Annotated in this window: 23 protein-coding genes; 9 read left to right on the top strand and 14 right to left on the bottom strand. The window is 70.6% G+C overall.

Annotated elements, in window-relative coordinates; all coding sequences use genetic code 11:
• Positions 1-20 precede the first annotated feature (20 nt).
• Positions 21-1,166 carry an LLM class flavin-dependent oxidoreductase gene (locus ACFY0U_RS20450; RefSeq protein WP_388637512.1) on the top strand — a complete coding sequence of 382 codons (1,146 nt, stop codon included), beginning with the start codon at positions 21-23 and terminating at the stop codon, positions 1,164-1,166.
• On the opposite strand, the gene ACFY0U_RS20445 is transcribed toward ACFY0U_RS20450, so the two are convergent.
• Positions 1,163-1,405 carry a hypothetical protein gene (locus ACFY0U_RS20445; protein WP_388637509.1) on the bottom strand — a complete coding sequence of 81 codons (243 nt, stop codon included), beginning with the start codon at positions 1,403-1,405 and terminating at the stop codon, positions 1,163-1,165. The two genes, ACFY0U_RS20450 and ACFY0U_RS20445, sit on opposite strands and share 4 nt — an antisense overlap.
• Positions 1,402-2,460: an acyl-CoA dehydrogenase family protein gene (locus ACFY0U_RS20440; RefSeq protein WP_388637506.1), complete on the bottom strand. Its 1,059-nt coding sequence runs from the start codon at positions 2,458-2,460 to the stop codon at positions 1,402-1,404. Before ACFY0U_RS20440 ends, ACFY0U_RS20445 begins: the two co-directional genes overlap by 4 nt.
• A gap of 103 nt (positions 2,461-2,563) precedes the next feature.
• Between ACFY0U_RS20440 and ACFY0U_RS20435 the strand changes: the two genes are divergently transcribed.
• Positions 2,564-2,920 (top strand): YciI family protein, encoded by a 357-nt coding sequence (locus tag ACFY0U_RS20435; RefSeq protein ID WP_388637503.1) that lies wholly within the window; start codon positions 2,564-2,566, stop codon positions 2,918-2,920.
• Positions 2,920-4,086 carry an RNA polymerase sigma factor gene (locus ACFY0U_RS20430; RefSeq protein WP_388637500.1) on the top strand — a complete coding sequence of 389 codons (1,167 nt, stop codon included), beginning with the start codon at positions 2,920-2,922 and terminating at the stop codon, positions 4,084-4,086. Before ACFY0U_RS20435 ends, ACFY0U_RS20430 begins: the two co-directional genes overlap by 1 nt.
• Here the strand turns inward: ACFY0U_RS20430 and urtE are convergent.
• From urtE to ACFY0U_RS20400, 6 genes are all read right to left on the bottom strand, one after another.
• Entirely contained in the window at positions 4,076-4,768 is a 693-nt protein-coding gene (gene urtE / locus ACFY0U_RS20425) for an urea ABC transporter ATP-binding subunit UrtE (RefSeq protein ID WP_388637497.1), read from the bottom strand. The two genes, ACFY0U_RS20430 and urtE, sit on opposite strands and share 11 nt — an antisense overlap.
• Positions 4,768-5,529: an urea ABC transporter ATP-binding protein UrtD gene (urtD, locus tag ACFY0U_RS20420; RefSeq protein WP_388637494.1), complete on the bottom strand. Its 762-nt coding sequence runs from the start codon at positions 5,527-5,529 to the stop codon at positions 4,768-4,770. The genes urtE and urtD overlap by 1 nt, the downstream gene beginning before the upstream one ends.
• Positions 5,526-6,614, bottom strand: coding sequence for an urea ABC transporter permease subunit UrtC (gene urtC, locus ACFY0U_RS20415; RefSeq protein WP_388637492.1), 1,089 nt, complete (start codon positions 6,612-6,614; stop codon positions 5,526-5,528). Before urtC ends, urtD begins: the two co-directional genes overlap by 4 nt.
• Positions 6,611-7,507: an urea ABC transporter permease subunit UrtB gene (gene urtB / locus ACFY0U_RS20410; RefSeq protein ID WP_388637489.1), complete on the bottom strand. Its 897-nt coding sequence runs from the start codon at positions 7,505-7,507 to the stop codon at positions 6,611-6,613. The genes urtC and urtB overlap by 4 nt, the downstream gene beginning before the upstream one ends.
• Before the next feature lie 60 nt (positions 7,508-7,567).
• Positions 7,568-8,809: an urea ABC transporter substrate-binding protein gene (gene urtA / locus ACFY0U_RS20405; RefSeq protein ID WP_388638257.1), complete on the bottom strand. Its 1,242-nt coding sequence runs from the start codon at positions 8,807-8,809 to the stop codon at positions 7,568-7,570.
• A 241-nt stretch (positions 8,810-9,050) separates the two neighbouring features.
• Positions 9,051-10,163 carry a substrate-binding domain-containing protein gene (locus tag ACFY0U_RS20400; RefSeq protein WP_388637486.1) on the bottom strand — a complete coding sequence of 371 codons (1,113 nt, stop codon included), beginning with the start codon at positions 10,161-10,163 and terminating at the stop codon, positions 9,051-9,053.
• 78 nt (positions 10,164-10,241) lie between these two features.
• On the opposite strand from ACFY0U_RS20400, the gene ACFY0U_RS20395 reads away from it, so the two are divergent.
• From ACFY0U_RS20395 to ACFY0U_RS20385, 3 genes are all read left to right on the top strand, one after another.
• Entirely contained in the window at positions 10,242-10,679 is a 438-nt protein-coding gene (locus tag ACFY0U_RS20395) for a MarR family winged helix-turn-helix transcriptional regulator (RefSeq protein WP_388637483.1), read from the top strand.
• A gap of 122 nt (positions 10,680-10,801) precedes the next feature.
• Entirely contained in the window at positions 10,802-12,124 is a 1,323-nt protein-coding gene (locus tag ACFY0U_RS20390) for an aldehyde dehydrogenase family protein (RefSeq protein ID WP_388637480.1), read from the top strand.
• 179 nt (positions 12,125-12,303) lie between these two features.
• A complete protein-coding gene (locus tag ACFY0U_RS20385) occupies positions 12,304-13,197 on the top strand; it encodes an aldo/keto reductase (RefSeq protein ID WP_388637477.1) in 894 nt (297 codons plus the stop codon).
• Here ACFY0U_RS20385 and sph read toward each other — a convergent pair whose 3' ends face one another.
• Both sph and ACFY0U_RS20375 read right to left on the bottom strand, forming a co-directional pair.
• A complete protein-coding gene (sph, locus tag ACFY0U_RS20380) occupies positions 13,198-14,172 on the bottom strand; it encodes a sphingomyelin phosphodiesterase (protein ID WP_388637474.1) in 975 nt (324 codons plus the stop codon).
• A 131-nt stretch (positions 14,173-14,303) separates the two neighbouring features.
• Positions 14,304-14,762 (bottom strand): pyridoxamine 5'-phosphate oxidase family protein, encoded by a 459-nt coding sequence (locus ACFY0U_RS20375; RefSeq protein ID WP_388637471.1) that lies wholly within the window; start codon positions 14,760-14,762, stop codon positions 14,304-14,306.
• Between the two features lie 173 nt (positions 14,763-14,935).
• Here ACFY0U_RS20375 and ACFY0U_RS20370 point away from each other — a divergent pair, with 173 nt between their 5' ends.
• Positions 14,936-15,331 carry a VOC family protein gene (locus ACFY0U_RS20370; protein WP_388637468.1) on the top strand — a complete coding sequence of 132 codons (396 nt, stop codon included), beginning with the start codon at positions 14,936-14,938 and terminating at the stop codon, positions 15,329-15,331.
• A gap of 57 nt (positions 15,332-15,388) precedes the next feature.
• The gene (locus ACFY0U_RS20365; protein ID WP_388637464.1) at positions 15,389-16,453 is read left to right on the top strand and encodes an adenosine deaminase; all 1,065 of its coding nucleotides are present in this window, start codon (positions 15,389-15,391) and stop codon (positions 16,451-16,453) included.
• Here ACFY0U_RS20365 and ACFY0U_RS20360 read toward each other — a convergent pair.
• The 3 genes from ACFY0U_RS20360 to ACFY0U_RS20350 all read right to left on the bottom strand — a co-directional run bounded on the left by ACFY0U_RS20360 (position 16,441) and on the right by ACFY0U_RS20350 (position 19,463).
• The gene (locus ACFY0U_RS20360; protein ID WP_388637461.1) at positions 16,441-16,950 is read right to left on the bottom strand and encodes a DUF664 domain-containing protein; all 510 of its coding nucleotides are present in this window, start codon (positions 16,948-16,950) and stop codon (positions 16,441-16,443) included. The genes ACFY0U_RS20365 and ACFY0U_RS20360 overlap by 13 nt on opposite strands.
• A 28-nt stretch (positions 16,951-16,978) precedes the next feature.
• Complete coding sequence (locus ACFY0U_RS20355; protein WP_388637459.1) at positions 16,979-18,478, bottom strand: carotenoid oxygenase family protein; 1,500 nt, start codon at positions 18,476-18,478, stop codon at positions 16,979-16,981.
• A 67-nt stretch (positions 18,479-18,545) separates the two neighbouring features.
• Positions 18,546-19,463, bottom strand: a complete 918-nt coding sequence (locus ACFY0U_RS20350; RefSeq protein ID WP_388637456.1) for a LysR family transcriptional regulator — start codon at positions 19,461-19,463, stop codon at positions 18,546-18,548.
• A 147-nt stretch (positions 19,464-19,610) separates the two neighbouring features.
• On the opposite strand from ACFY0U_RS20350, the gene mgrA reads away from it, so the two are divergent.
• The gene (gene mgrA, locus ACFY0U_RS20345; RefSeq protein WP_388637453.1) at positions 19,611-20,606 is read left to right on the top strand and encodes an L-glyceraldehyde 3-phosphate reductase; all 996 of its coding nucleotides are present in this window, start codon (positions 19,611-19,613) and stop codon (positions 20,604-20,606) included.
• On the opposite strand, the gene ACFY0U_RS20340 is transcribed toward mgrA, so the two are convergent.
• A complete protein-coding gene (locus ACFY0U_RS20340; protein ID WP_388637450.1) occupies positions 20,596-20,883 on the bottom strand; it encodes a DUF1905 domain-containing protein in 288 nt (95 codons plus the stop codon). The two genes, mgrA and ACFY0U_RS20340, sit on opposite strands and share 11 nt — an antisense overlap.
• Positions 20,884-20,904 lie beyond the last annotated feature (21 nt).

Raw genomic sequence — 20,904 nt, 5'->3', positions numbered from 1 at the left:
CCCCGATCGGAGACCCCCACGTGTCCCTCACCTTCCACTGGTTCCTCCCCACCAACGGGGACAGCCGCCATGTCGTCGGCGGCGGCCACGGCACCCCGGCCACCGCCTCCGGACGGGACCGGCCGCCGACGGTCGCCTACCTGAGCCAGATCGCCCGTGCCGCCGAGGACCTCGGCTTCGTCGGCGCGCTCACGCCGACCGGCGCCTGGTGCGAGGACGCGTGGCTCACCACCGCCATGGTCAGCCAGAACACCGAGCGGCTGAAGTTCCTGGTCGCCTTCCGCCCCGGCTTCGTCTCACCGACCCTCGCCGCGCAGATGGCGTCCACCTTCCAGCGGCAGAGCGGCGGACGGCTCCTGCTCAACGTCGTCACCGGCGGCGAGAGCCATGAGCAGCGGGCCTACGGCGACTTCCTCGACAAGGACGACCGCTACCGCCGTACCGGCGAATTCCTCGAAGTCGTACGGGGGTTGTGGGACGGCAAGACGGTCGACCTGAAGGGCGAGCACATCCAGGTCGAGGACGCCAAGCTCGCCCGGGTGCCCGACCCGGTCCCCGAGGTGTACTTCGGCGGCTCCTCACCGATCGCCGGCGAGGTCGCCGCGCGGCACGTCGACGTGTACCTGACCTGGGGCGAGCCGCCGGCCGCGGTCGCCGAGAAGATCGCCTGGATCCGGGGGCTCGCCGCCAAGCACGGCCGCACCCTCCGCTTCGGCATCCGGCTGCACGTCATCACCCGCGACACCTCCGAGCAGGCGTGGGCCGAGGCGAACCGGCTCCTGGCGGGCTTCGACCCGGCGACCGTCAAGTCGGTCCAGGCCGGGCTCGCCCGCAGCGAGTCCGAGGGGCAGCAGCGGATGCTCGCCCTGCACAGCGGCGGCAGCCGCGACGGCCTGGAGATCCACCCCAACCTCTGGGCCGGCATCGGTCTGGTCCGCGGCGGCGCGGGCACCGCCCTGGTCGGCAGCCACGACGAGGTCGCCGAGCGGATCAAGGAGTACCACGCCCTCGGCATCGACGAGTTCGTCCTGTCCGGCTATCCGCACCTGGAGGAGGCGTACTGGTTCGGCGAGGGCGTCCTGCCGCGGCTCGCCGCCCAGGGGCTGTGGCGGCACCCGTTCGAGAAGGCGGCCGCGCCCTCGGCGCAGGTGCCGTTCGCGAGCTAGCCGCGGTCGCCGACCTCGCCACCGAAGAGGACCCGGACTTCTCGAACGAGTCCGTCCCGGACGGTGATCGCCTCGACCTTGCGGTACCGGCCGCCGGTCGTGAGCTCGTACTCGTAGTACACGGGGACGAGTTCCTCGTCGGCCGGGACCACATGCAGCTGCTCCGCGAACCGGTCCGCGGTCGGGAAACACCGCTCGAAGAAGGCCGCCTCCACGACGGCGGTCGGACCGTTGGTCATCGGGTCTCCCAGATCCTCGCCAGCACGTCCAGATGGGCTTGCCGCACCACCGACGTCTGCCCCTGCACCAGCAGGAACATCCCCTCCCGGAACAGCCGTTGGGCGGGATGGCGTACGTCCATGGTGCGCCCGCCCCCGGCCACGACCGCCGCGGTCGTGGCCGCGCGCATCAGGTCGTACGACTGGGTCTTGAGGGCCAGTCGTTCCTCGACGCGCTCGTGTGCGACGGGGTGATCGGCCAGCTCGTACGCCTGCCGCCGTACCTCGTCGACCCGGCCGCGGATCTCCTGGGCCGTCTCTCCTTCGCCACTGGACTCCAGCACCCGCAGCGCGGCATACGTCACGCCGAAGACGGCCGGGGAGGTGTTGGTGCTCCGGGGCAGGTCGAGGAGGGCGAACTTCTCCTGCGGAGTGCGCAGCACCACGCTCTCCTCGGACAGCCACAGGCCCTCCAGCTCCAGGGAGACCGTACGGGCGGCCGTGAGCGCCGCCAGCCGCATCGGCTCCGAGGCACGCACCCCCGGCTGCTCGCGCGCCTCGGCGAAGGCGAACACGATCTCGTCGGAGTCGGTCACACCCGCGAGCAGCATCACGTCGTTCAGACCCCAGCCCGTGTACCAGGGCACGGCCCCGTCGAACCGCCAGCCGTCCCGCTCCGCCGTCGCCCTCACAGGGACACGGGGGAAGGCGCGGACATGGGCGTACGCGATCCCGGCCAGCAGCTCGCCGGACGCCAGGGGGCCCAACAGCCGCTCCCGGACGGGGAGTTCGGACTTCGCGAGCATCCGCACCGGAGTGTGGTGCTGGGTCTGCACGAACCAGGTCGAGCAGCACGCTCCCGCCAGGATCTCCTGGATCTCCCGCGCCACCGGGTCGGGGGCGCCCGCCCCGCCGTAGTCCTTCGGCGCGCTCACCCCGAGCAGCCCTGACCGCCTGATCTCCCCGATGTGACTCACGGGCACCTCCGCCTGGTCGACCCGCGCCGCCTGCGGGGCGAGGAGGCGGTCGGCGAGCTCCTGGGTGCGGACGACGAGCGGGTGCGGTGCGATGGTCATGGAAAAGATTCTCCCGATGTCGTCGTGCGCGGTGTCGATCCGGGGGTGGGCCGTTCGTGTAGGAGCTGAGGGAACGAAACGACACGGCACCCAGGAGGACGTCATGCAGTACTACCTGCTCAGCGTGATCACCCCCACCGACGGAACACCGCCCGGCCCCGAGGCCATGGCGGAGATCGTCCGCGACCTCGACACCTTCCACGCGGAACTGCGCGAGGCCGGCGCCTGGGTCTTCGCCGGCGGACTGCACGGCCCCGACACGGCCACCGTGCTGCGCCCCGGGGACGGTGACGTCCTGATCACCGACGGACCGTACGCCGAGGGCAAGGAGTACCTGGGCGGCATCTGCCTCATCAAGGCCCCCGACCTGGACGCGGCCCTGGAGTGGGGCAAGAAGGCGATGCGGGCCACCACCCTGCCCATCGAGGTGCGCCCGTTCATGCACCAGGCCGAGGACTGATGCCACCGCCCGTCGACGTCGAGGCCGTCTTCCGCGCCGAGTACGGCCGGGCCGTCGCCGTCCTCGTCCGCCACCTCGGCGACATCGACCTCGCCGAGGAGGCGGTGCAGGACGCCTTCACCACGGCCGTGCAGCGCTGGCCGGAGACCGGGGTGCCGCCGAGCCCGGCCGGCTGGATCATCACCACCGCCCGCAACCGAGCCATCGACCGGCTGCGCCGCGAGTCCTCGCGCCAGGCCCGCCACGCCGAGGCCGCCCTGCTGCACACCTCCGACGCACCGCCCGAGGAGGGCCCCGTGCGCGACGACCGGCTCCGTCTGATCTTCACCTGCTGCCACCCCGCCCTCGCGCCCCGGGCCCAGGTCGCCCTCACCCTGCGCCTGCTCGGCGGGCTGACCACACCCCAGATCGCCCGCGCGTTCCTCGTCCCCGAGCCGACCATGGCCCAGCGCCTGGTCCGCGCCAAGGCGAAGATCCGCGACGCCCGGATCCCGTACCGCGTGCCCCGCGACGCCGACCTCCCGGACCGGCTGCGAGGGGTCCTCGCCGTCGTCTACCTGATCTTCAACGAGGGCACGGCCGACCTGTGCGCGGAAGCGCTCCGCCTCGGCCGCCTGCTCACCGACCTGATGCCGGACGAGCCCGAGGCCACCGGCCTGCTCGCCCTGATGCTCCTCGTCGAGTCCCGCCGGGCCGCACGGGAGGACGCCGACGGTGTCCTCGTGCCGCTGCCCGAGCAGGACCGGGAACGCTGGGACCACGCCTTCGTCGCCGAGGGGCAGGATCTCGTACGACGATGTCTGCGCCGGAACCAGCCGGGGCCCTACCAGATCCAGGCCGCCATCCAGGCCGTCCACAGCGACGGACCGCCCACGGACTGGACGCAGGTCCTCCAGCTGTACGACCAGCTGACGGCCCTGGCGCCCAGCCCCGTCGTGGCCCTGAACCGGGCGGTCGCCGTGGCCGAGGTCGAGGGACCGCGACGGGCACTCGACCTCGTGGACACCCTCGACCTCGACGGCTACCACGTCTTCCACGCGGTCCGCGCCGACCTGCTGCGCCGCCTCGGCCGGGACACGGAGGCGGCGCGGGCGTACGAGGCGGCCGTCGCGCTGAGCCGGAATCCGGCCGAGCGCGCCTACCTCGAACGCCGCCTCACACGCTGAGCGCCTCCCGCACGGCGAGCTCCGAGTCCTTGCCGCCCTCGCCGGAGGACGTGACCCGCCCGGCCTCCAGGACGTAGTACCTCTGCGCCGCCCGCATCGCGAAGCCGACGTGCTGCTCGACCAGCAGCACCGAGAGCCCGCCCCGGGCGGCCAGCGCGAGGATCGTCTCCTCGATCTCGGCCACCACCGACGGCTGGATGCCCTCGGTCGGCTCGTCGAGCAGCAGGAGCCGAGGCTCCGTCACCAGGGCACGGGCGATGGCGAGTTGCTGCCGCTGACCGCCGGAGAGCAGTCCCGCCCGCCGACCGGACAGCGTCCGCAGCGCCGGGAACAGGTCCAGTGCCTCGGCGATCGCCTCCTTGCCTCGCTTACGGCCGTCCGCGACGAGCTGGAGGTTCTCCGCGGTGGTCAGATGCGGGAACGACTGCTGCCCCTGCGGGACGTACGCCATCCCGCGCGCCACCCGCTCGTGCGGCTTGCGGCGCGTGATGTCCTCACCGTTGAGGCGGATCGTCCCGCTGCTCGGGGTGAGCAGCCCCACGGCGGCGCGCAGCAGCGTGCTCTTGCCGGCGCCGTTGTGCCCGAGCACCGCGGCCACACCGTTCTTCGGCACCTCGATCGACACCCCGTGCAGGACCGTGCTGCGGGCGTATCCGACGCGGACGTCCTCGATCTGCAACATCACGCCTCCTGTACGACGGCAGGGGCGTCCTCGGTCGCCGCGTGCCCGAGATACACCTCCTGCACCTTCGGATCCGCCTGCACCTGCGCCACCGTGCCCTCGCTGAGCACCTTGCCCGCGTGCAGCACGCTCACGCTGCGCGCGAAGGACCGCATGAAGTCCATGTCGTGCTCGATGACGACGACCGTGCGCTCCTCGCTGATGCGCTGCAACAGCTCACCGGTCGCCTGCCGTTCGTCGTGGCTCATCCCGGCCACCGGCTCGTCCAGGAGCAGCAGCTTCACGTCCTGGACGAGCAGCATGCCGATCTCCAGCCACTGCTTCTGGCCGTGGGCGAGGGTTCCGGCGGGGGAGTCGGCGAGGTCCGTGAGCCCGACCGTCTCCAGCGCCTTCGCGACGGGCTCCGGGACGTCCTTGCGGCGCCGCAGCATGGTCCACATGCTCCGGCCCGCGCCCGCCGCGATGTCCAGGTTCTGAAGGGCCGTCAACTCCTCGAAGACGGTGGCCGTCTGGAAGGTCCGCCCGATCCCGGACCGCGCGATCCGGTGCACGGCCCGCCCCAGCAGCTCCTGGCCGTCGAACCGCACCGAGCCCTCCGCCTTCACCAGACCGGTGACCGCGTCGACGAGGGTCGTCTTGCCCGCGCCGTTCGGCCCGATGAGGAAGCGCAGATCACCCGGGCTGACGTCGAGATCGACCCCGTCGACGGCGGTGAACCCGTCGAAGGACACCCGCAGTCCGCGTATCTCCAGCTCGCTCATGCTGCCTCTCCCACGGGAACGGCGGTCGGCTTCTTCTCGGGGGCCGCCTTGCGGCGCCGTACGTAGACCGCCAGCGAGGCGAGACCACCCGGCAGGAACGCCAGGGCCACGATGAACAGCAGCCCCTGGAAGTAGGTCCAGGCCGCCGGGAACTCCTCGGACAGCGCGGTCTTGGCCCACGCGACCGCGACCGCGCCCAGGACCGCGCCCACCAGACTGGCCCGGCCGCCCACCGCCGCGCCGATCACGAACTCGATGGACGGCACGATGCCGATCAGCGCCGGCGAGATGATCCCGACCGCCGGCACGAACAGGGCGCCCGCCAGGCCCGCCATGCCGGCGGCGACGACGTACGCGACGAGCTTGACGTTCGCCGGGTCGTACCCGAGGAAGCGCACCCGCTCCTCGGAGTCCCGTACGGCGACGAGGAGTTCGCCGTACCGGCTGTTGATCAGCTGGCGAGCGATCACGATCAGGAGCAGCAGGGCCGCGGCGATGACGAAGTACACCATCCGCTGGTTGACCGGGTCGTCGAGGGAGTAGCCGAAGAAGCCCTGGATGTCGGTGAGTCCGTTGGTGCCGCCGGTGGTGGCCTGCTGGCCGATCAGCCAGATGGCCAGCGCGGCGGCGAGCGCCTGGCTGAGGATCGCGAAGTAGGCGCCCTTGACCCGGCGGCGGAAGATGAACAGACCGAGCAGCGCGGCGACGGCCATCGGCAGCAGCACAGTTGCCGCGATCGCGAACAGCGGGTTCTCGAACGGCTTCCACCACCAGGGGAGTTCGGTGGCCGTGCCGTACAGCTGCATGAAGTCGGGCAGGTTGCCGGGACCGGCGTCGGCGATCTTCAGATGCATCGCCATCGCATATCCGCCGAGCCCGAAGAACACCCCCTGCCCGAGCGTCAGCAGCCCGCCGCGGCCCCAGGCCAGACAGATGCCGACGGCGACCATGGCCGTGCACAGGTACTTGGCGAGCAGCCCGAGCCGGAAGTCCGACAGGAGGAGCGGGGCGACGGCGAAGAGGAGGACCGCGGCCCCGGCGAAACCCGCCCACGCCCGTGCCGAGCGGCCTGTCAGGAGGTTCATACGAGACTCCTCGTACGCAGCGTGTACAGCCCCTGGGGCCGCCACTGGAGGAACGCGACGATGGCGACGAGCACCAGCACCTTGGCGACGCTGACGGTCGTGGAGTACTCCAGGACCGACTGGAGCACGCCCAGCACGAAGGCCACGATGACCGTGCCCTTGAGCTGTCCGATGCCGCCGACCACGATCACCAGGAAGGCGTCGATGATGACGTTGGTGCCCATCGTCGGCCCGATCGGCCCGACCAGCGTCAGCGCCACCCCGGCGACGCCCGCGAGCCCGGAGCCGATGAAGAAGGCCGTACGGTCCACACGCTCGGTGGAGATGCCGGACACCTCGGCCAGATCCCGGTTCTGCACCACGCCCCGGATCCGCCTGCCCAGCGAGGTCAGGCGCAGCGTCAGCGACAGCGCGACCACGGCCGCGATCGCCAACCCCAGAATGAACAGGCGGCTGTTGGCGAAGGTGAGCGGGTCGTCCCCGCCGATGATCGTGATGTTGCCGGTCAGCCAGTCCGGCGCCCGGGTCTGTACGTTCGGCGCGCCGAAAATGTCCCGGGCGAGCTGCTGGAGCATCAGCGAGACACCCCAGGTGACGAGAAGAGTGTCAAGTGGCCGCAGATACAGGCGTCGTATCAACAGCCATTCCAGCAACGCGCCCAGCGCGCCCGACACGAGAAATGCGACGGGAAGTGCGACAAGGAGCGAAATTCCCGCGCTGGAAATGGACTTCTGCAGGACATACGTCGTGTAGGCGCCCGCCATGATGAACTCGCCGTGGGCCATGTTGATGACGTTCATCTGGCCGAAGGTGAGCGAGAGGCCGAGCGCGATGAGCAGCAGGACGGCACCGATGCTGATGCCGGTGAAGGTCTGACCGAGGATCACGGTCATACGGCGGCTCCGGGGAGACGGCCGCCGTGGGGCCCCGGAGGACCCCACGGACGGTGACGGTCAGGACAGGCCGGAGGCCCAGGAGTAGCCCTTGAGGTACGGGTCCGGCTTGATGGGCTTGCCGGAGTTCCATACCTCCTTGATCTGGCCGTCGGTGCCGATCTCGCCGATCCGGGCGGTCTTGTAGACGTGCTGGGAGGCGCCGTCGACGGTGACCGTGCCCTCGGGGGCGGCGAAGGTGATGCCGTCGGAGGCGGCCTTCACCTTCTCCGGGTCGAAGGACTTCGCCTTCTCGACCATCGCCTTCCACAGGTAGACCGAGGTGTACGCGGCCTCCATCGGGTCACTGGTCGGCTTGTCCTGGCCGTACTTGGCCTTGTACGCCTTCACGAACTTCTCGTTCGCCGCGCCCGCGGTGGTCTGGTAGTAGTTCCAGGCCGTCAACTGGCCCGCCAGGTACTGCGTTCCGATCGACTTGACCTCCTCCTCGGCGATCGACACCGAGACGACCGGCATGGTCTTGGCGGTCAGGCCCGCGGACTTGTACTCCTTGAAGAAGGCCACGTTGGAGTCGCCGTTGAGGGTGTTGAAGACGGCGTCCGCCTTCGAGGCCTTCACCTTGTTGGCGATCGTGGAGAACTCCGTGGAGCCCAGCGGCGCGTAGTCCTCGCCGAGGATCGTCATGCCGTTGGCCTTCGCGTACGCCTTGATCTCCTTGTTGGCGGTGCGCGGGAAGACGTAGTCGCTGCCGACCAGGTACAGCTTCTTCAGGCCCTTGCTCTTGAGGTAGTCGAGCGCCGGGACGATCTGCTGGTTGGTGGTCGCGCCGGTGTAGAAGATGTACGGGGACTCCTCCAGGCCCTCGTACTGCACCGGGTAGAACAGCAGCGACTTGTTCTTCTCGAAGACCGGCTTGACGGCCTTGCGGCTGGCGGAGGTCCAGCAGCCGAAGGTGGCCGCGACCCCGTCCTCCTTGATGAGCTTCTGCGCCTTCTCGGCGAAGGTCGGCCAGTCGGAGGCACCGTCCTCGCTGATCGGCTTGATCTTCTTGCCGAGGACGCCACCGGAGGCGTTGATCTCGTCGATCGCCAGCTTCAGCGAGTCGCGTACGGTCACCTCGCTGATCGCCATGGTGCCGGAGAGCGAGTTGAGCAGACCGACCTTGACCGTGTCACCGCTGACGTCGATCTTCGCGGCCTTGTCGGACGACGAGCCGGCCGCGTCGGTCTTCGCGCCGCACGCGGAGAGGGCCACCACCGCGGTGAGCGCGGCGCCGCCGGCCAGGAAACGTCGGCGGAGAATACGGGAACTGCGGGAACCGCTGGAACCGCTGGACAAACCAACCCCCTCGGGTGACTGCCTGCTGAAGTGCGGTCCACAGACTCAAGTCCCGCTGTTTCCGGGGTGTTTCACCAGACTTTCCCGGAGGCAACAAAAAACGCCCCTGACGGCATGTGATCTGCATTCAGAAACTGCAATCACAATTCGCCCGAGGCATTCTAATTACTTTCTGTGGGAAGTATCTTGGCGGTGCCGGGGCATGTCAAGAGCGGGAGCCGTGAAGATCGAGCTCCGTGAGCACGTCGAAGTCCAGCCCGTCGGCGCGCGCCAGGTAGATCCGCTGGCGCACATGCCGGCCCCGCAGATGCATCAGCCCGCGCGGCCCCTCGTACGACACCGTCCCGGCCGCCGCTCCGATCGCCGTCACGTCCAGCGTCCCGGCCCGCTTGAGCAGCGCGGCGAGCAACAGCACACCCTCGTAACAGGATTCACCGAGACTGCCCAGCGCGGGCGCCTCGACGCCGTAGCGCCCGGCGTACTGCCCGTGGAAGTCGAGGGTGTCCTGATTGGCGAGCGAGGCGAAGAAGCCGGCCGTGCTGTAGAGGTCCTCGGTGGCCGAAGGGCCGCTCGCCATCAGCATGTTCTCGTCCATGAGCGTGCTGAGCCGCAGACAGCGCGCGGGCAATCCGTAGGCGGCGAACGCCCGGTTGAAGCGCACCGCGTCGCTGCCCACCAGCAGCATGAGCACCCCGTCCGCCTCCGAGCGCTCGATGCGCCGCAGCACCGGCTCGAAGTCATGGGTGCCCAGCGGCAGATAGACCTCCCCGTCCACGACGCCACCGGACTCGCGGGCGTACCCGTGCGCCGCCCGTGCCGTACGCCGGGGCCACACATAGTCGTTGCCGACGACGAACCACCGGCGCACCCCGCGCTCGTGCGCCAGCAGGCCCATCGCGGGCCGCAGTTGGTCGCGCGGTGTCTCGCTCGTCAGAAATACGCCCGCCGTGTGCTCGCCGCCCTCGTACAAGGCGGTGTAGACGTACGGCACCCGATGGGCGATCCTCGGCGCCAGCGCCTGCCGCACCGAGGAGATGTGCCAGCCCGTGACCCCCTGCACGACCCCCAGGTCCACCAGCGCCTCGACATGGTCGGCGATCTCCCGAGGCGAACCGCCGCCGTCCACGGGCAGCAGCCGCAGCTCCCGCCCCAGCACCCCGCCCGCCCGGTTGACCTCCTCGGCCGCCAACTGCGCGCACAGCTCACAGGTGGGCCCGAAGATCCCGGCCGGCCCCTGCATCGGGAACACGAGGGCCACACCGAGCACCGAGGCGTCGGCCGTGAACCACTCGGCTGCGGGAGGATCGTGCCGGAACATGGCGTCATGATTTCGGGTCCGCCCGGTGAACTCCAGCCTGTCTCATACGATGTACGCACCCCGTGACCTAGGAGCGCGATGCCCACCTCATCTCCGCGTCAGCCCCGCGACCTGGTGCAGCTCCTGACGCGGGCCGAGCGACTGGCGGCGCGCCGCCTCCAGGCGGTCCTGGACCAGGAGGGCTGCTCGCTCGACGCCTGGCGGGTGCTCGGCCTGCTCGCCGACGGTCAGGGCCACCACATGACGGCGATAGCCGAGTCCGCCTTCCTGCCGCCGCCGACGCTGACCAAGCTCATCGACCAGCTCGTCGACCAGAACCTCGTCCACCGCCGCGTCGACCCGCTGGACCGGCGCCGCATCCTCGCCCACCTCACCCCGCGCGGCCAGGAGTACTGGCGCCGCGTCGACCGTGCGGTCCGCGCCGACTGGCCCGCCCTCGGGGACAGTGACGAGGAGCTCCTGCGGGCCCTGCTGGATCGGCTCGCGGGCACGCTGGACTCGGCCACCCGAGTGTGACAGCGGTGTAGCGCAAAGTTACTTACGTGGTAGGGGAATGCATCTTGGTGGAGAAAGGTTGGTATTTACATCCAACCGTTCGAGGTCGTCCGCAGCGGCCCGCGCAGCACCAGTGAGGCATCGTGAACCAGCCCACCCCCGAGCAGCCCGCCGACATCGTGGCCCGGCTGCGCGCCACCTTCCGCACCGGCCGCACCAAGCCCGTCGTATGGCGCACCACGCAGCTGCGCCGACTGCGCGAGATGCTCACCGAGCACGGCACCGACCTGGCCGCCGCCCTCCACGCCGACCTGGGCAAGAGCGCCGCCGAGGCCTACCGCACCGAGATCGACTTCGTGATCCGCGAGATCGACCACACCCTCGACCACCTCGACGACTGGCTGCGCCCCGAGTCCGCCCCGGTCCCCGCGCACCTCGGCGCCGACGCCACCGCCTGGACGCAGTACGACCCGCTCGGTGTCGTCCTCGTCATCGCCCCCTGGAACTACCCGGCGCAGCTCCTGCTCGCCCCCGTGGTCGGCGCCCTGGCGTCCGGCAACGCGGTCGTGGTCAAGCCGAGCGAGATGGCCCCGGCGACCTCCGCGGCACTGGCCCGCCTGCTGCCGGCGTTCCTCGACACCGAGGCCTTGGCCGTCGTCGAGGGCGGCATCCCGGAGACCACGGCCCTGCTGGCCGAGCGCTTCGACCACATCTTCTACACCGGAAACGGCACCGTCGGCCGTGTCGTCATGCGCGCCGCCGCCGAGCACCTGACCCCGGTCACCCTCGAACTCGGCGGCAAGTCCCCGGCGTTCGTCGACCGCGACGCCGACCTCTCCGTGGTCGCCGACCGACTGGCCCGCGGCAAGTTCCTCAACGCGGGCCAGACGTGCGTCGCCCCCGACTACGTCCTCACCGACCCGGAGACCGCCGCGGCCCTCGAGCCCCTGCTCCGCAAGGCGGTCGAGTCCGTCTACGGCAGCGACGCCTCGGCCTCCGGCGAGTACGGCCGGATCGTCAACGAACGGCACTTCGACCGGCTGACCGGGCTGCTCGACTCCGGGCGCGTGGTCGTCGGCGGCGACACCGACCGCCCGACGAAGTACATCGCGCCCACCGTCCTCGCCGACGTCGACCCCGCTTCGCCCGTCATGCGGGAGGAGATCTTCGGCCCGATCCTCCCGATCGTCACCGTCCCGGACCTCGACGCGGCGATCGACTTCATCAACGACCGCGACAAGCCGCTCGCCCTGTACGTCTTCGCCGAGTCAGAGGAGACGCGGCACCGGATCGCCGCCGAGACCTCCTCCGGCGGCCTCGGCTACGGCCTCCCGCTCGCCCATCTCACCGTCTCCGACCTGCCGTTCGGCGGCGTGGGGGAGAGCGGCATGGGCAACTACCACGGGCGGTACTCGATCGAGACGTTCAGCCACCGCAAGGCGGTGCTGGACAAGCCGCTCGGCTGAGGGGTGCTGTGCTGAACTGACCTTGTGCGTACACGTGTTGTAGGGGTCGGACCCGGAGGCGGCGGTCCAGGCACTGGCCGGGGGGCCGGCGCCCGAGGTCGCGGACCGGACCTGGGACGGCTGATCCATGAGTCCGTAAAGGGACCGTCCGCCGCCGGCCCCTGTGTGACACTCCGCTGATGACCTCCGAAACGATCACCGCGGACGCCGCGGGCACCTGGAAACTCGGCGACCTGACCGTCAACCGCCTCGGCCTCGGCGCGATGCGGCTGACGGGCAGTGCCGCCTTCCACCACGGGACGCCGAGCGACCGGCGACGGTCGATCGCCGTGCTGCACAAGGCGATCGAGCTCGGCGTCAACCACATCGACACGGCCGCCTTCTACTTCTCGTCCCTGCGCTCCGCCAACGAACTGATCAACACCGCGCTGGCCCCGTACCCCGCCGACCTGGTCATCGCCGCCAAGGTCGGCCCCTTCCGCGACTACACGGGGGAGTGGGGCACCTCGGCCCGCCCCGAGGACCTCCGCGGCCATGTCGAGGAGAACCTGCGCCAGCTGGGCCGGGACCACCTGGACCTGGTGTACCTGCGCCGCATGCGACAGGACTCGATCGCCGAGCACTTCGGCGCGCTCGCGGAACTGCGCGAGGCGGGCCTGATCCGCCACCTCGGCATCTCCGGCGTCGAGCCCCGCCACCTCGCCGAGGCCCAGGCCATCGCCCCCGTGGTGAGCGTCCAGAACCGCTACGCCCTCGACCACCCCGACGAACTCCTGCGCATCTGCGGCGAACAGGGCATCGCCTACGTCCCGTTCTACGCGGTGGCCGGCACCGCGGGCGCACAGGGTGCGACCACCCACCACGACGACGAGGTGCTGGCCATCGCACGGGCGCACGGTGCGAGCCCCGCGCAGCTCCGTATCGCCTGGACACTGCACCAGGGCCCGCACGTGCTGGCCATTCCCGGCACCGGGAACCCCGACCACCTCGTCGACAACGTGGCGGCCGGTGCGATCCGGCTGACCGACGACGAGCTGGCCCGCCTCAACTCGACTCACACCGAGGCAGGTTGATCAGCCGAGGTCACCGATCACCGGATAGTGGTCGGACAGGTTCGTGTAGGTGTAGTCGGTTCCCCAGCTCGACACCGTCCAGGGCGCCGACTCCTCCTTGACGACCTCGTTGCGCCACCCCGACGGACGTGCGTGTCCCGCGCGGTGCAGGACGTAGTCGAGATCCTCGCGCGGGTCGTCCGGGTAACGGTCACGGGCGATCGAGTTCTCCGCCGTGTCGAAGGAGTACGGATGCCCGGTACGCGCGTCGGCACCCACCAGGCCCCCGTCGGCGAGCATCGAGCCGTACTCCGCTGTGTGCGAGTCGACGTTCATGTCCCCGGCGACCAGGACCTGTTCACTCGCCGGGATGTTCTTGGCGTCCAGGAACGCGTCGATCGCCTTGAACTGCCGACTGCGCATCGCGGCCGCCTCACCGGCGTCACAGCCCGGGTCGGTCGACTGCGCGTGCGTCCCGACGACATGCACCCGCGCGCCGTTCACGTCCAACACCACATACGCGAACCCCTTGTTGGACCACCAGTCCGCCCCGCACGCGTCCTTGTACACGTATTGCTCCTTGCGCACCACCGGCCACTTGCTGAGCACAGTGACCCCACCGTCCTCAGGAGTGGTCGCGGAGTAGGCGCCTCCGGTGGCGTCCCAGCCGCTCCTGCTCCGCCCCACCACCGGCGTCTGGTACGGATATTCGCCCGCCGCGGCGCTCTTCAGCGCGTCCGACGAGGAGTTGTCGAACGCCTCCTGGAGCACCACGACGTCGTTGCCGTGGAAGAAGGGCGCCCGCGCGATCTCCGCGGCACGGTGGTCCTGGCCCCAGTTCGGATACAGGCTCTTGCTGAACAGGAACGCGTTGTACGTCAGCACCCGCACGGGCGGCGCCTGATCGGCGGCCGTGGCGGTGGGGGCGGCGGTCGCCGCGAGCGTGAGTGCGAGCACGGTCGCGCCCAGGGTGCGGCGCGGTACGAGAGGCGTCACTGGATCTCCCTGAGGGTGAAGGGGGTTGAGTGGCGCCGCACATCAAATCACCGGGAATTACTCCCAGGTAACTCCCGTGCGGGGAAAGAATGTCGGGCGGACGTACGACGGCCGCACCGCCCCGCCCCGCCTCAGACCACCCACACCCCGTCCCGCATGATGTGCCGCTTCGGCAGCTCCCGTACCTCGTGCCACGCCTGCACCGCGTAGGGCCGCACCTCGAAGAAGGCGTACGACGGGCTGTCCTCCCGCGGGTCCCAGCCGTGCTTGGCGAGGAACGCGGCCGCCGCCGCGGCCGGCACCTCCTGGAGGGTGTACGTCTCGACGGAGCCGTCCACGAGCACCACGTCCCGGGTGTCCGCGAACGCCAGCCGGGCCCGGCGGCCGTCGCGCAGGTTGCGGCCGGTCGGGTTCGTCAGCCGTGTCGCCAGCCATACGGAGTCCGCGTGCCACACGAACCAGAGCGGCACCATGCACGGCAGCCCGTCGTCGTCCGCCGAGGCCACCCAGATGTCGCGCTCCCGCTCCAGCCGGGCCAGGACGTCCTGCTTGCGTTCCTCGGCCCCGCGAGGGGGCTTGTCGATCTTCATGACCGGGACGCTAGTGGGCCGTCGGGCGCCCCTGCCTCGGTCCCGGGGCCCGCTCCGGCTCGGGCGTGCGTCCTAGGTCCGGCGGGCCCGACGCCGGCCGTCCGGATACGACTGGCGTCCGCCACGTTTTACGTATAACCTCTTCCGCTAACCACGCCCTCCGAAAGGCCCCGATGAGACGCATCGCCCTGGTCACCCTCGTCGTCGACGACTACGACGAGGCGATCCGCTTCTACACCGAGGCCCTCGGCTTCCGGCTCGCCGAAGACGCCCCGCGCCCCGACGGTTCCCGCTGGGTCGTCGTGGAGCCGGGACCGGGACAGGGCGGGGGTACCGGACTGCTCCTCGCCCGCGCCAAGGACGAGGCCCAGCGCGGCCGGGTCGGGGACCAGACCGGCGGGCGCGTCGGCTTCTTCCTGCACACCGACGACTTCGCCCGCGACCACGCCCGGATGAGCGCCGCCGGCGTGACCTTCCTGGAGGAGCCGCGCCACGAGCCCTACGGCTCGGTCGCCGTGTTCCAGGACCTGTACGGCAACCGCTGGGACCTGCTCCAGCCCGCCGACTGAAGACCGCACCGCACCCGCCGTACCACCCCGTCCCGCCCTGCCAAGGAAAGATCCACCATGACCGCTACGCGCGTAGACATCGACACCGTCCGCCGACTGCCCAAGGCCGTCCTGCACGACCACCTCGACGGCGGCCTGCGCCCCGCCACCGTGGTGGAGCTCGCGGACGCGGTCGGCCACACCCTGCCCACCACCGACCCGGACGAATTGGCCGCCTGGTACTACGACGCCGCGAACTCCGGCGACCTGGTCCGCTACATAGCCACCTTCGAGCACACCCTCGCCGTGATGCAGACCCGCGAGGGCCTGCTGCGCACCGCCGAGGAGTACGTCCTCGACCTGGCGGCGGACGGTGTGGTGTACGGCGAGGTGCGCTACGCCCCCGAGCTGAACACCCAGGGCGGACTCGCCATGAGCGAGGTCGTGGAGACCGTCCAGGAGGGTCTCGCGGCCGGCATGGCCAAGGCGGCCGCCGCCGGTACCCCGGTCCGGGTCGGCACCCTGCTGTGCGGCATGCGGATGTTCGACCGGGTCCGCGAGGCCGCCGACCTGGCCGTCGCCTTCCGTGACGCGGGCGTCGTCGGCTTCGACATCGCCGGCGCCGAGGACGGTTTCCCGCCCGCCGACCACCTCGCCGCCTTCGAGCACCTGCGCCGCGAGAGCGTCCCGTTCACCATCCACGCCGGCGAGGCCCACGGCCTGCCCAGCATCCACCAGGCCCTCCAGGTCTGCGGCGCCCAGCGCATCGGCCACGGCGTCCGGATCACCGAGGACATCGTGGACGGCAAGCTCGGCCGGCTCGCGGGCTGGGTCCGCGACCGCCGTATCGCCCTGGAGATGTGCCCCACCTCCAACCTCCAGACCGGCGCCGCCACCTCGATCGCCGAGCACCCGATCACCGCCCTGAAGGACCTCGGTTTCCGCGTCACCCTCAACACCGACAACCGCCTGGTGTCCGGCACGACGATGACCCGCGAGATGTCCCTGCTGGTCGAGGAGGCGGGCTGGACGGTCGAGGACCTGCGCACGGTCACGGTGAACGCCCTCAAGAGCGCGTTCATCCCGTTCGACGAGCGCGAGGCCCTCATCGAGGACGTCGTCCTGCCGGGCTACGCGCTCTGACGCAGCCCCCGCAGATAGGCGGCCTGGCCGACGTGCTCCAGATCGTCGGCCAGGACGCTGACCAGCCGGACGCCCAGGGTGACCGGCGGATCCCAGTTCGTGTCCACGACCCGTTCCAGGTCCGCCGCGGTCACCCCGCGCAGCGCCTGAAGGCTCTGGGCGTGGACGGCGTCGTAATAACCGGTCAGCAGGTCGGGGGAGTCGACGCGCACCTTCGCGACCTGCGCGGAGGTGTGGCCGTACCCGTGGTCGCGGGGCGGCAGGTCGAGGCCGAAGCGCTTCTCCCAGTCCTGGGCCAGCCACACCTGGTCGAGACCGAAGGCGTCGGCCAGGTGGTCGTCCTGGATGCGGGTGAGGTGCCAGACCAGCCAGGTGATCGAGTTGGCGTCGGGGCTGAGGCGATGGTTGAGGTCGTCGGGGGTCAGGCCCTCGACGGCGGCGTGGACTTCTTCCTGGATGCGGCTGAAACCGTCGATGAGGATGTCCTTTGCATGCATACCGTCCACCATCGCGCACCCGGCCGTCTCATGCGTCCGGAATCCAGCTCCCGTGGAACCCCAGCGGCACCCGACCCGGCAGATGGATCCGGGCGACCGGCTCGCCGGTGAAGTCCTGGGCGGCGAGGATCAGCAGGTCGGACGCTCCGCGATCGGGGTTGTGGACGTACGCGATCGCGTATCCGTCGTCCTCGGCCGCAGCGTGTTCGCGTGGTACGAACACGGCCTCGCTCGCGGCCGCTCCGCGCGGCAGCCGGTGGACCTGGGTCGTGCCGCGCAGCAGGTCCTGCTTGATGAGCGCGTTGCCGAACGCCCGGTCGGGCGGGTTGCCGTCGACCGCCATGTAGGCCACCGTCATCTCCGCGGACGCCGCCGCGTAGCCGTAGCGGTGCCTGCGGGAGGCCAACGCCTCGTTCACGCGCGGGAATTCCTGCGGGCGGTCGTCGAGGGTCCTGGTCCGCACCCGGCCGTGCCGCAGGTCGATCGTCCAGCGGTCGAGCCTCGGGGTGCCCGAGCTGTAGGGGCCGCCCGAGCCGTTGCCGGCGACGAGGAAGGGGGCGTCGAAGTTCGTCGTGTCGATGACGATGTCCGTGCCCTCCTCGTACGCGTTGAGGGTGTGCGAGTAGTAGACCGGGTCGACCTCGAACCAGCGGACCGCACCGCCCTTGCGCGGCAGTACTCCGATCCGGGCCGGGTGCCTGTCGTTCCAGACGTACGGGACGATGTCCCCGCGCTCGGCGGCCGCCGGGTCGAAGGTGACCGGCATGTCGAGGATGACCACGTGGTGCTCGGTGAGGGCGAAGTCGTGGATCATCGGCGCGTCCGCCACCGGGATCCTGGTGGTGCGTGAGACCCGGCCCGTCGGGTCCACGACCAGGTGCCGGACATGGTCCCAGGTCGGGTAGTACGCGATGGCGTGCAGTTCACCGGCGTGGACGTCGAACTTGGTGTGCGCGGTGAGCGGGCCCTTCAGGGTGCCCCGGAAGTCGTACGTGCCCACGGTGTTGAGCTCGTCGTCGAGTTCGTACGGCAGCGGCCCGCTCTCCTGGAGGGTGAGGATCCGCCCCCGGTAGGGGATCACGTGCGTGTTGCACGGGAAGTCGTCCGGCGGCACCGGACGCGGGTAGGGCTCCCCGAGCTTCTTCGCCACCTGGGAGGAGCGCACCCAGCGGTTGCGGTACCACTCGGCGCGGCCGTCGCGCAGCCGGACGCCGTGCACCATGCCGTCGCCGAGCATCCAGTGGTGGGCGCGCGGGTCCTCCAGGCCCAGGACGTTGGGGCCGTTGCGCAGATAGCGGCCGTTGAGGTCGCGGGGGACGCGGCCGGTGACCGGCAGGTCGAAGGCCGTCAGTTCCTCCGTGACGGGCTTGAACGCGCCCTCCAGGAAGGGGAATCGGCGCGCGGTGGGCGCCTGCGGAGCGGCGGCGGCCGCACGCGGTCCCGTCCCCGTTCCCGTGCCCACCAGCCCGCCCGCCGCCGCGATCGCCGCCGCGCCGCGCAGGACGTTCCGTCGTGTGTGATCCGTCATTTCCCGTACTCCTGACCGCAGTTGCCGTGAGGGACGGTCACGAGTCTGCGGTGGGAGACGGGCCGGGTCAGGAGGGGTGGGTCCCGTCCTGGGGTGTACCTACGCCCCCTGTTTCCAGGAGCTCCATCAGGGCCCGCGCGGCCGGGCTGGTGGCCTGCTCGGGCGGCAGCAGGGCGACCGTCTCGTACACGGTCTCCCCGGTGCCCTTGACGGGCAGCGCGGTCAGCGACGGGCGCTTGTGCCGGAAGTGGCGCGGTACGACGGCGACGCCCAGGTTCTCGTCCACCAGGTCGAGGAGGCTGTGCACGTCGTTCACCTCCAGCGCGACCGCCCGCCGTACGCCCGCGGCGGCGAACGCGGCGTCGGTGGTGCGGCGCGGGCCCCAGTCCGGGTGGAAGTCGACGAAGACCTCGCCGCCCAGATCCTCCGGGGTCACGGCCGCTCCGAGGCGCGCGAGCCGGTGGTCGGGGTGGCACAGGACGGTCATCGGTTCACCGGCCAGCGGTACGACCCGCAGCTGGTCGGTGTCCTCCTGCGCCGTGCGCACCGCGAAGGCCAGGTCGAGGCGTCCGGCCGCGACCTCCTCCGCGAGCGCGCCCGAGCCCGCCTGCCGCAGACAGATCTCCACATCCGGGTGCCGTCGCCGGAACGTGGCGAGCAGGCCGGCCACGTGCACCCCGGCGATGCACTGCTCCGATCCGAGCGCGAGCATCCCGCGCAGCACGCCCTGCACCGCGGCCACCGCCTCATGGGCCGCCCGCACCTGCGCGAGGATGCGCTCCGCCTCGCCCAGCAGGGCCCGGCCCGCCGGGGTGAGCGTCACACGCCGGGTGGTCCGCACGAACAACGGTGTCTGAAGCTCCCGCTCCAGCGCCCGGATGGAGGCGGACAGGCCCGACTGGGACACCAGCAGTCGCTCGGCCGCCCGGGTGAAGTGCTGGTCCTCGGCGACCGCGACGAAGTGCTGGAGATGTCGGAGTTCCATGACTGAGAAGCGTATCCGCTGAATTCCATCGGATTCTTCTGTTGGACCAATGCCCCCAGGTCGCGAAAGAGTGGACGGCGGTAGTGGACAGCGGTTCTCAGGAAACCGTGGTTCTCAGGAAACCGTGCCAACCCCTCTGGAGTCGCGTTGTACACCGCACACCCCGACCGCTACACGGACATGCCCTACCGGCGCACCGGACGCAGCGGCCTGAAGCTTCCCGCGATCTCGCTCGGCCTGTGGCACAACTTCGGCCCGGCGGACCGCACGGTCGAGACGCAGCGCGCGATCCTGCGCCGCGCCTTCGACCTCGGGGTCACCCACTTCGACCTGGCCAACAACTACGGCCCGCCGCCCGGCGCCGCCGAGTCGGCCTTCGGTGAGGCCCTGAAGTCCGACCTCGCCGCCTACCGTGACGAGCTGATCATCTCCACCAAGGCCGGCTATCTGATGTGGCCCGGCCCGTACGGCGAGTGGGGCTCCCGCAAGTACCTGCTGTCCTCGCTGGACCAGAGCCTGACGCGGATGGGCCTGGACTACGTCGACGTCTTCTACTCGCACCGCCCCGACCCGGAGACTCCGCTGGAGGAGACGATGGGCGCCCTGCACTCGGCCGTGCAGCAGGGCAAGGCGCTCTACGTCGGCATCTCCAACTACTCCGCGGAGCAGACCCGCGAGGCCGCCCGGATCCTCGGCGAGCTCGGCACCCCGCTCCTCATCCACCAGCCGCGCTACTCGATGCTCGACCGGCGCCCCGAGGACGAGGGCCTCCTGGACGCCCTGGACGAGCTGGAGGTCGGTTCGATCGTCTTCTCCCCGCTGGAGCAGGGCCTGCTCACCGGCCGCTACCTCGACGGCATCCCGGAGGACTCGCGGGCCGCGAGCGACAGTCCGTTCCTGAACTCCGACGCGCTCACCGAGGACCTGGTCGCCCAGCTGCGCGAGCTCAACGGCATCGCCGAGTCCCGCGGCCAGACCCTGGCCCAGCTGGCCCTGGCCTGGGTCCTGCGCGGCGGCCGCGTGACCTCCGCGCTCGTCGGCGCGAGCAGCCCGCAGCAGATCGAGGACAGTGTCGGCACCATCCGCAACCTGGACTTCGACGCGGACGAGCTGGCCCGTATCGACGCCGTGCTCAAGAAGTAAGCCGCTCCTGGAGGCGGACGGTCACCGTGTCGCCCGCCTCCTTCCCGATGGCCCTGCGCACCTCGGCCTTCACGGGCAGTTTGTGCCTGCCGTCGCCCAGCGCCATGAAGGAGCCGCGGAAGGGGTGACCGTCGATCGTGCCGGTCACCTTGACCAGCCCCCGTGTGCCGAAGAACGCGACGGACTCGGGCCACACGAGATAGGTCCAGCCCCCTTCGGCGGGGCTCTTGACCAGCTCGGCGGTGAACTGCCGGTCCAGCTTCTCGGTCGTACTCATGGCGGACGCCTCTCACTCGCG

It is taken from the genome of Streptomyces sp. NPDC001536 (assembly GCF_042894505.1).
Lineage (GTDB): Bacteria > Actinomycetota > Actinomycetes > Streptomycetales > Streptomycetaceae > Streptomyces.
Note: the sequence above shows the minus strand (reverse complement) of the source record. Positions and strands in the feature narration are given on the sequence as shown.

What these genes read in the sequence shown, in the direction of transcription:
- ACFY0U_RS20355 (WP_388637459.1), bottom strand. Translation starts at nt 18,478, where the DNA reads ATGACGGATCACACACGACGGAACGTCCTGCGCGGCGCGGCGGCGATC.
- ACFY0U_RS20375 (WP_388637471.1), bottom strand. Translation starts at nt 14,762, where the DNA reads ATGAAGATCGACAAGCCCCCTCGCGGGGCCGAGGAACGCAAGCAGGAC.
- ACFY0U_RS20435 (WP_388637503.1), top strand. Translation starts at nt 2,564, where the DNA reads ATGCAGTACTACCTGCTCAGCGTGATCACCCCCACCGACGGAACACCG.
- ACFY0U_RS20440 (WP_388637506.1), bottom strand. Translation starts at nt 2,460, where the DNA reads ATGACCATCGCACCGCACCCGCTCGTCGTCCGCACCCAGGAGCTCGCC.
- ACFY0U_RS20370 (WP_388637468.1), top strand. Translation starts at nt 14,936, where the DNA reads ATGAGACGCATCGCCCTGGTCACCCTCGTCGTCGACGACTACGACGAG.
- ACFY0U_RS20395 (WP_388637483.1), top strand. Translation starts at nt 10,242, where the DNA reads ATGCCCACCTCATCTCCGCGTCAGCCCCGCGACCTGGTGCAGCTCCTG.
- urtE (WP_388637497.1), bottom strand. Translation starts at nt 4,768, where the DNA reads ATGTTGCAGATCGAGGACGTCCGCGTCGGATACGCCCGCAGCACGGTC.
- ACFY0U_RS20350 (WP_388637456.1), bottom strand. Translation starts at nt 19,463, where the DNA reads ATGGAACTCCGACATCTCCAGCACTTCGTCGCGGTCGCCGAGGACCAG.
- ACFY0U_RS20400 (WP_388637486.1), bottom strand. Translation starts at nt 10,163, where the DNA reads ATGTTCCGGCACGATCCTCCCGCAGCCGAGTGGTTCACGGCCGACGCC.
- urtD (WP_388637494.1), bottom strand. Translation starts at nt 5,529, where the DNA reads ATGAGCGAGCTGGAGATACGCGGACTGCGGGTGTCCTTCGACGGGTTC.
- ACFY0U_RS20360 (WP_388637461.1), bottom strand. Translation starts at nt 16,950, where the DNA reads ATGCATGCAAAGGACATCCTCATCGACGGTTTCAGCCGCATCCAGGAA.
- urtC (WP_388637492.1), bottom strand. Translation starts at nt 6,614, where the DNA reads ATGAACCTCCTGACAGGCCGCTCGGCACGGGCGTGGGCGGGTTTCGCC.
- ACFY0U_RS20445 (WP_388637509.1), bottom strand. Translation starts at nt 1,405, where the DNA reads ATGACCAACGGTCCGACCGCCGTCGTGGAGGCGGCCTTCTTCGAGCGG.
- ACFY0U_RS20340 (WP_388637450.1), bottom strand. Translation starts at nt 20,883, where the DNA reads ATGAGTACGACCGAGAAGCTGGACCGGCAGTTCACCGCCGAGCTGGTC.
- ACFY0U_RS20365 (WP_388637464.1), top strand. Translation starts at nt 15,389, where the DNA reads ATGACCGCTACGCGCGTAGACATCGACACCGTCCGCCGACTGCCCAAG.
- urtB (WP_388637489.1), bottom strand. Translation starts at nt 7,507, where the DNA reads ATGACCGTGATCCTCGGTCAGACCTTCACCGGCATCAGCATCGGTGCC.
- ACFY0U_RS20430 (WP_388637500.1), top strand. Translation starts at nt 2,920, where the DNA reads ATGCCACCGCCCGTCGACGTCGAGGCCGTCTTCCGCGCCGAGTACGGC.
- ACFY0U_RS20385 (WP_388637477.1), top strand. Translation starts at nt 12,304, where the DNA reads ATGACCTCCGAAACGATCACCGCGGACGCCGCGGGCACCTGGAAACTC.